Source organism: Corallococcus sp. AB045 (genome assembly GCF_003668895.1).
Classification (GTDB): Bacteria; Myxococcota; Myxococcia; order Myxococcales; family Myxococcaceae; genus Corallococcus; species Corallococcus coralloides.
This window is the reverse complement of sequence record NZ_RAWN01000131.1, coordinates 20,249-28,199: the sequence shown is the minus strand read 5'-3', so window position 1 is coordinate 28,199 and position 7,951 is coordinate 20,249. Positions and strand designations below refer to the sequence as shown.

General features: G+C 69.8%; 5 protein-coding genes. 1 reads left to right on the top strand and 4 read right to left on the bottom strand.

Annotated features, from left to right (window positions below; all coding sequences use genetic code 11):
• Positions 1-160: 160 nt before the first annotated feature.
• A complete protein-coding gene (gene htpG / locus D7Y21_RS27190; protein WP_121716636.1) occupies positions 161-2,104 on the top strand; it encodes a molecular chaperone HtpG in 1,944 nt (647 codons plus the stop codon).
• Between the two features lie 72 nt (positions 2,105-2,176).
• On the opposite strand, the gene D7Y21_RS27185 is transcribed toward htpG, so the two are convergent.
• The 4 genes from D7Y21_RS27185 to D7Y21_RS27170 form a co-directional block, all read right to left on the bottom strand.
• Positions 2,177-3,211 (bottom strand): 2-dehydropantoate 2-reductase, encoded by a 1,035-nt coding sequence (locus D7Y21_RS27185; protein ID WP_121716630.1) that lies wholly within the window; start codon positions 3,209-3,211, stop codon positions 2,177-2,179.
• Positions 3,212-3,235: 24 nt separating this feature from the next.
• The gene (locus D7Y21_RS27180) at positions 3,236-3,811 is read right to left on the bottom strand and encodes a CPBP family intramembrane glutamic endopeptidase (RefSeq protein ID WP_120567433.1); all 576 of its coding nucleotides are present in this window, start codon (positions 3,809-3,811) and stop codon (positions 3,236-3,238) included.
• Between the two features lie 155 nt (positions 3,812-3,966).
• Entirely contained in the window at positions 3,967-6,336 is a 2,370-nt protein-coding gene (locus tag D7Y21_RS27175; RefSeq protein WP_147469391.1) for a S8 family peptidase, read from the bottom strand.
• A 290-nt stretch (positions 6,337-6,626) separates the two neighbouring features.
• On the bottom strand, positions 6,627-7,877 hold the full coding sequence (locus tag D7Y21_RS27170; protein ID WP_121716626.1) for an NAD(P)/FAD-dependent oxidoreductase: 1,251 nt from the start codon (positions 7,875-7,877) through the stop codon (positions 6,627-6,629).
• Positions 7,878-7,951: the final 74 nt, after the last annotated feature.

Here is a 7,951-nt window from a genome sequence, read left to right as displayed (position 1 = left end):
GGGGCAGCAGGGTTCTGGACTTGGGCATGCCCCCTTCCCTACCCCAACCCGCACCCGCCTCCCAGTGACGGGTGTGGGCGGATTCCCTCTTCTCGACAAGCCGGCGGGCATGGTTATGGGGAAGGGCATTGGCGCGTTCCGTCAGCGCCCGGAGGCCTTCATGTCCGCAGAGACCCACCCCCAGCGGGAAACCCATTCATTCCAGGCGGAAATCCAGCAGTTGCTGAGCCTGGTCATCAACTCGCTCTACAGCCACCAGGAGATCTTCCTGCGGGAGCTGGTGTCCAACGCGTCCGACGCGCTGGACAAGCTGCGCTTCCGCTCCATCACGGAGCCGGAGCTGCTCAAGGACGAGCCCGCGCTGGAGCTGAGAATCGTCCCCAACGCCGACCAGGGCACCCTCACCATCGAGGACACCGGCATCGGCATGACGCATGACGAGCTGGTGAAGAACCTGGGCACCATCGCGCACTCCGGTTCGCGCGAGTTCCTCCAGGCGCTGGCGCAGAAGGGCAAGAACGACGTGCAGCTCATCGGCCAGTTCGGCGTGGGCTTCTACAGCGCGTACCTGGTGGCGGACCGCGTGGAGGTGGTGAGCCGCGCCGCGGGTGAGACGTCCGCGTGGAAGTGGGCGTCGGAGGCGCACGGCACGTTCACGGTGGAGCCGGCGGAGAAGGCCACGCGCGGCACCGCCATCACGCTGCACCTGAAGGCGGACCAGAAGGAGTTCCTGGACGAGTGGAAGCTGAAGCAGCTCATCACCCAGTACTCGGACTACGTGGGCCACCCCATCAAGCTCCAGGTGACCAAGCACGTGGGCAGCGGGGACACGCAGGCCACGGAGCAGGCGCTGGAGGTGGTGAACAAGGCCAGCGCCCTCTGGCAGCGTCCGAAGAGCGAAATCACGGACGAGCAGTACCAGGAGTTCTACAAGCACCTGACGCACGACTTCGACAAGCCGCTGGCGTGGACGCACTTCAAGGCGGACGGCACGCAGCAGTTCACGGGCCTGCTCTTCGTGCCCAAGCACCCGCCGTTCGATTTGAACTCGCAGCAGCAGCGCGGCGTGCGGCTGTTCGTGAAGCGCGTGTTCATCATGGACCGCTGCGAGGACCTGGTGCCGCAGTGGCTGCGCTTCGTGCGCGGCGTCATCGACTCGGACGACCTGCCGCTCAACGTGTCGCGTGAGATGTTGCAGGACTCGGCGGTGGTGCGCGCCATCCGCAAGCACGTGGTGAAGAAGTCGCTGGACCTCCTGGAGAAGCTGGCCAAGGACAAGCCGGACGACTACCGCACGTTCTGGGAGTCCTTCGGCACGGTGGTGAAGGAGGGCCTGACGCTGGAGACGGAGTACCGCGAGAAGCTGGGCGCGCTGGTGCGCTACGAGTCCTCGCGCGAGGAGGGCCTCACGTCGCTGGCGGACTACGTGGGCCGCATGAAGGAGGGCCAGGAGGCCATCTATTACGTCTACGGCGAGAGCCGGAAGGCGGTGGCGGACAGCCCGCACCTGGAGGCGCTGAAGCAGCGCGGCTACGAGGTGCTCTTCATGACGGACCCGGTGGACGAGTGGGCCGCGCAGGGCCTGCGTGAGTTCCAGGGCAAGCCGCTGGTCTCCGCGCTCAACGCGGACCTCAAGCTCCAGTCCACGGACGAGGAGAAGAAGGCGAAGGAGCAGCAGTCGGAAGGGCTCAAGGGCCTGACGGACAAGATGAAGGACGTGCTGAAGGAGGACGTGCGCGAGGTGCGCGTGTCGGACCGCCTCACGGATTCGCCGGTGTGCCTGGTGGTGTCGGAGGGTGGCACGCCGGCCTACCTGGAGCGTCTGCTCAAGGAGCGCGGCAAGGGGATGCCGCGCATCAAGCGCATCCTGGAGGTCAATCCCAAGCACCCGGTCATCGAGCACCTGCGCGGGCTCCTCGCGAAGGACCCCGCCGCGCCGCAGGTGGGCGAGTGGATCGAGCTGCTCCACGACCAGGCGCTGCTCACGGAAGGCAGCCCGCTGAGCGACCCGAACCGCTTCGCCCGGCGCATGACGGCGCTGCTCACGCAGGTGGCCTCGAACACGGGGGCCACCCCGGCGGCCACGCAGACGCAGTCCACCTGAGCCAAGGCGCCCGGAGTTGAAGTTCCCGTGCGTGTGCGGGTCGCAAGGCCCGCCACGCACAGCTCCTGTGTCTCAGCCCCAGTTCTCGAGCTCCGCCTGCTTCAGGTCCGCGAGCAGCGCCTCCCCGGTCCACGCGCGACGGTTGCCCCCTTCCGCCTCGCGGATGAGCTCCACGAGCCGTGCGTTCACCGGCGCGGAGAGGCCGTGTTGGTGGGCCAGCCGGACCACCTCGCCGTTGAGGTAGTCCACCTCCGTCTTGCGGCCCGCGTGCAGGTCGTCCCACATGGACGAGCGCGCCTTCGGGTCGATGGCCAGCATCTTCTTCGCCAGCACGCCGAACACCGCGTCCGGTGAGCCCAGCAGCACGGGAATCCACCCCGGCGGCAGCGGCGTCAGCTTCGCGGGCTTCACCCCGGCCCGTTCCAGCACCGCCAGCGCCTCGCCCTGCGCGAGCGCCAGGCACCGCCGCCACGCGCGCTGGGACAGCTCCTCCTTCAACGGCAGGTTCGCCAGCGCATTGAGCGCGTTGTTGAGGTTGAACAGCAGCTTCGCCCACTGCACCGCGACGATGTCCGCGTGCTGCTTCAGCGCCAGCCCCGCGCGAACGAAGGCGTCCACGAACGGCGCGAGCACCGCGTGCCGCTCCACCTCCAGCGTGCCTTCCGACCCCGCGTGGAAATGGCCCTGCCCCTGCGCCGCGACGTTGAAGGGCACCATCCCCGTGAGCACCGTGTGGCCGGGCAGCAACCCGCGCAGCACCGCCGCGTTGTGCAGTCCGTTCTGGAAGCTGATGACGATGGCCCCGGGCTTGAGCCGCGGCGCGAGCGTCTGGCCCGCCTCCTCCGTCGCCGCGGACTTCACCGTGACGAGCACCAGGTCCGCCGTGGACAGCGCCTCCGGCCCCGTGTCGATGCGCACGTCCGCCGCGGGCACCTTCAGGTCCGCGCCCTGCCAGTCCGTCAGGTGCAGGCCGTGCGCACGCACCTCCGACACCACCCGTTCGCGGCCGATGAAGCGCACCGTCGCGCCCGTCGCGGCGAGCCGCCCACCCACGTAACAGCCGATGCTGCCCGCGCCGAAGACGACCACCTCAGGAGTCGAAGCCATGGGCGCGCATTCTGGCACGCGCGCTCACGTCGCGGGCCACACCACGACGATGAGCACGTCCCACAGGGCATGGCTCACCCAGGCCGCGGCGGGCGTCCTGCGCCACTCGGCCAGCGCGCCCCAGGCGAGCGACGTGGGCAGCGCGGCCAGGGCCAGCAACGGCTCACCGAAGCCCAGCAGCACGACGCTCGACAACACCGCCGACCCGGCGACCGCGCCCCACCGGCCCAGCCGTGGACGCAGCGCGCCCTGCACCCACCCGCGCCAGAACAGCTCCTCCGCCGGAACGAGCAGCAACACCAGGGCCAGCGCCGTCCCCAGCGACCCCGTTCCGAACGTCGAGTAGACGGATTTCAGCGGCTCGCAGAGCGCGTCGGTGAAGCCGCCGCAGAACGCCCACAGGAAGGCCCTCGCGCCCGCGTACAGCACCACCGCCTGGGCAGAGCCCCACGCGGCATCAGCAAGCGACAAGGAGGGAGGCGGCCTCCGCCAGGGGCCCATCACCCGCCACGTCACGGCGAGCCAGACGGCGCAGAAGACGGAAGCGACGGCGAAGAAGCGCGGCGGATGCACGTGCACCAGCGCCGTCCAGGCCAGCACGCCGCCAGCGGCCGCGGCCCGCCAGAAAGGCAGGGCCGCATCACCGGCTGACGGCGGTCCAACGGGAGAAGCAGTCATCGCGCGCGGCAGCGTACCCCGGCGCGATGCTCACCGGCGGGCACGTTCACGCGTGCACCGCCGGTGAAGGCGTCACGTCACGGCTTGAGGCACACGCCGTTGCCCGAACCATCGTCGCCGCACACGTAACCGGAACTGGTGCGACACTCTCCCGCCACCCCCGGCGTGCACGACGCGAAACAGAAGGCGCTGCTGCCAGTCGAGTTGCTGTAGCAGGCGGAACCCGCCGGGCAGCTCGACGAGAGGCAGTCCAGGGTGCAGTAGCCCCCCGGCCAGAACTCGCCCGTGGCGCACAGACCATTGGTGCCGCACTCGCTGTTGCTGGTGCAGGACTCGCCAATCTTCGAGTCGGACCCGTCGCCCTCATCCGGCGACTGGTAGGGCACCAGGGTGAAGCTGATGCCGCTGGTCGTCTTGCCCTTGGTGACCGGCACCGTCTCCACCTGGGTGGTGTCGCGCCAGAAGCCCACGCGGTCGCCGTCGTCGAAGAACTCCCCTTCGCCGGTGTCGTCGATGGACGCCAGCACCAGGTAGTCGTGCGGGTCCAGCTTCACGTTGTAGTTGTATCCACCGGCCGCGGACACCAGGGCGACACCGTCGTCGTCGACCTGCACCTCGCCCGCGGCGTCCAGGTACGCGAACCCGATGAGCGCATCCTTCGTCTCCGTGGCGCCCACGCGGAACTTCACCAGCACCTGCGCGGAGCCCGTGCCCGACGCGCCGTCCAGGTCCACCTGCGCCACGTAGCTGCCCGGCGACAGCGAGCCCGGATTGACGCTCACGTTCAGCGACGCGGACTTGTACGCGGGGATGGACAGCGAGGCGCTGGAGACGGACACCGAGGAGGCGTTGGTGCCGGAGACGCCCACGCTCACCTGCAGCGTGCCACCGCCGTTGTTGCGCACCGTCAGCGCCTGCGAGGACGCGCCGGTGAAGGACAGCTGAGTGGTGCTGATGGCCAGCTTCGGCGGCTGGCTCGTGTCCACGATGCCCTTGGCGCGCCGCACGGCGGCGAGCGCGTCCACCAGGCCCGCGCCGCAGCCCTCGGAGCACTGGCTGGACGTGTCCGCGGTGTCCTTCAGGATGGCCTCCACGTCCGCCGCCGTGAGCTTGGGATCATGCTCCAGCATCAGCGCCACGATGCCCGCCACGTGCGGGGTGGCCATGCTGGTGCCCTGGTACCAGTCATAGGAAGGCTGGTTGCTGCTGTTGGGCAGAGTGGACAGCACTCCGTCCGGGAAGCCGTCGCCGTTGCGGTCCTCGCTCGTCTGGCCACCGGAGGCCATCACGTCCACCTGCGTGCCGAAGTTGGAGTAGCTGGCGCGCTTGCCGTTGAAGCGCGCCGCGCCCACGCAGATGACGTTCTGCTGGTTGCAGGGGTAGCTGTTGGAGGTGTTCTCGTTCTCGTTGCCCGCGGCCACCACCAGGATGGCCCCGCGCTCGACGGCCGCGTTGATGGCGCTCTGCAGCTGCGAAGACGGCGCACCGCTGCCGCCCAGGCTCATGTTGATGACCCGCGCGGGCGTGGTGTTCGCCCGCACGCCAGTGACGGTGCCGCCGCTGGCCCAGGTGATGCCCGCGATGATGTCCGCCGTCGAGCCGCCCTGCGTGCCCAGCACGCGCACCGGCAGGATGTTCCGCCCGGACCAGGTGACGCCCGCCACGCCCGTGCCGTTGTTGGACGACGCGCCAATGGTCCCCGCCACGTGCGTGCCGTGGTACGACGAGCCGCCGTTGGGCAGGTCCTTGCCGTTGTCCGTCGGGTCGGTGTCCACGCCATCGCCGTCACCCGCGTTGGCGGTGCTGGAGATGAAGTCCATGCCCGTCAGCACGCGAGTGTCCAGGTCCGGGTGCTTCGTGATGCCGGTGTCCACCACCGCGACGACAATGGACTCGCTGCCCGTGCCCAGGTCCCAGGCCGCCGGCAGGTTCATGTTCTTGTAGTGCCACTGCCGCGAGTAGAGCGGATCATTCGGCACGGCCAGTGGCCGCACGCGCAGGTTGCTCTCCGCGTTCTGCACGCCCTGCACGGCCTGGACCTGCTGGAGCACGCGCACGTGCTCGGCCTCGGTGAGGGCGCGCACGGTGGGCGTGCCGCCGGACATCGCCTGCGGCTGGCTCACCTCGTAGCGGAGCAGGTGCTGCGTCTCGCTCAGGAAGGCCTGGTGCACGACGTGGTAGCCCGCGACGCGCGCCTGCGCGACGGCCTCCTCCGCGGACAGGCCCGGCGTGCCGAAGCGGAGGATGATTTCTCCCGGCAGCAGCGACGCCTGGTGCGTCAGCGGCTTGGACGGGATGCCCGTGCGCCACACGCCGCGCGCCGCGAGAATCTGGGAGACCTTCTGGGACAGGTTCTTCGCGCCCGGCAGGGAGAAGAACGCATCCAGCGACGACCCGGCGTTCGTGGCGGAGGAGCCGGCCTGGAACGGCTGCAGGGTGCCCGTCACGGTCCCCTTCCGCGAAGTGGTGTCGTCATCATCGTCTTTGGTGTCGCCGGGACAGGCCGCGAGACCGAGCAATCCCAGGAGGGCAAGGCGGCGGAGCATGAACGGATTCCTTGGAAGAACGTGTGAGAGCGTCCGACCCTAGGTCCGCTGCGGGCAACGCGTCCAGCTGTCCAGGGCCCGGCTGGCCGGTCCCTTCCCTTCGCGATTCAATCCTCACCCGGGGTGCGCCGCGCCCCCTGTCCGCATGTTGTCTGGAAGGCAACGCGCTGCTTCGCAGGCAACAGGGAGGACTATCTCCCCAGGTCCTGCAACACCGCCTCCGCCGCGCGGCGCCCCGACGCGAACGCTCCGTCGATGGATGCGTTCTCGCGGTGGTCCCCGCACACGTAGAGCCCCGCGGCCAGCCGCACGGGCCGGTGCGGCTCCACCAGCGAGGACGGAGGCTGCGCGGGCAGGGCGTCCGGAATGACATACGTGCGCAGATGCCGCCACGCGGACACCGCCGCGCCGAACCACTCCGTGAGCTGCGCACGCACCCGCGCCTCCAGTGAGTCCGCGCCGCCCGCGTCGTCCACCACCGACACGGACACCAGCGCCTGTCCCTTCGGCGCATACGCGGTGGACACCTCGCTCATCACCGCCACGTTGTTCACCGGTCCGCGCCCCTCGCCGTCGAGCACGAGCCACGGCCCCTCTACCGGAGGCTCCGGCGCCGAGAAGTACAGACACGTCACGCGGTTCATGCGGGGCGCCGGCATGCCCACGAGCAGCGACGCCGCGCTGCCTGGATCCGTCGCCACCACGACTGCGTCCGCGTGCATCATCTCCTCGCCCGGCAGGCGCACGCGGTGCCCCCATACCTCCTCCACCTGCACGCGCATCCGCAGCGCGCCCGAGGGCAGCTTCGCCGCCAGCTGTTCGGGGATGGCGCCCATCCCCTGCGCGGGCACGGCCGCGTGCCCCGTCGCGAACATCCGGAACACGAACTCCAGCATCCGGCTGGACGTCGTCAACCCCCGCTCCAGGAAGATGCCGCCGAGAAAGGGCGTGAAGAACGCTTCGAGCATCTCCTCGGAGAAGCCCAGGTCGAGCAGGAAGCGCCGCGACTCCTGCTGGGGCCGCTGCCACAGGTCCCCCAGCTCTCCGGACGTGGCGTGCTGCCGCAGCTCCAACACGCGCAGCTTGTCCGACAGGCCCCCCGGTGAGTCGAACAGATGCGACACCGCCGCGACGGGATGCCGCAGCGGGTCCGCCAGCGTGTGCAGCCGCCCACCCCGCCACACCTTCGCGCCGGGGATGAAGCGCTGGAGCGAGAGGGCCTTCAGGTCCAGCACCCGCCGGCCTTCCGGGTAGGCGGTGAGGTACACCTGGAAGCCCCGGTCCAGCAGGAACCCCTCGTGAGAGTCGGTGCGCACTCTTCCGCCCGGTGCATCCCCTGCTTCCAGCACGTGCGCGTCCACGCGCGCCTCGAGCAGCGCCGTCGCGCACGCCAGGCCCGCGAGCCCCCCACCCACCACGATGACCCCGGGCCGCTTCGCCATGGTCCGCCTCCCGTCCGAGCGTGCGGACCCTGGCTTGATAACGCCAAGACGTGCAAGCAAGACTCTGGTTCGGT